At 75.3% G+C, this 373-nt stretch carries 1 pseudogene; it reads right to left on the bottom strand.

Annotated features, from left to right (window positions below):
* Positions 1-146: 146 nt before the first annotated feature.
* A pseudogene (locus tag IH44_RS0140185) lies at positions 147-373 on the bottom strand (dual specificity protein phosphatase family protein); the annotation flags it as partial.

Below are 373 nucleotides of genomic sequence, written 5' to 3'. Positions count from 1 at the left end.
CGCCCTCCCCCTCACCGCCGCCACCGCCGCCGCCACCCTCACCGCCGGCACCGCCCTCCTGCTGCGCCGCCGCCGGCAGCGCAAGCACTGACCCCGCGAAACCCTGACCCCGACGGCCCGTCACCCCTGTCGACGGGCCGTCGGGCTCACCCCGGCCCGAGCGAGACGAGCAGCCGAGCGGTGTCCAACCCGACCGACAGGTACTCGACGAACAACGCATTGTGCAGCGCCCACGGCGAGCGCCGCGCCCGTACCCGACGCACCGCCTCCGTGCTGTCCAGCCCGAGCTCCACCAGCACCTGCGCAACCACCAACCCCGAACGGTTGTACCCGGAACGGCAGCGCACCAGCACCGCCCGCCCGGCCCCCACCG

Source organism: Kitasatospora sp. NRRL B-11411, from assembly GCF_000721345.1.
Lineage (GTDB): Bacteria > Actinomycetota > Actinomycetes > Streptomycetales > Streptomycetaceae > Kitasatospora > Kitasatospora cineracea.
The sequence above is the reverse complement of the archived record's forward strand: the minus strand, read 5'-3'. Positions and strand labels throughout refer to the sequence as shown.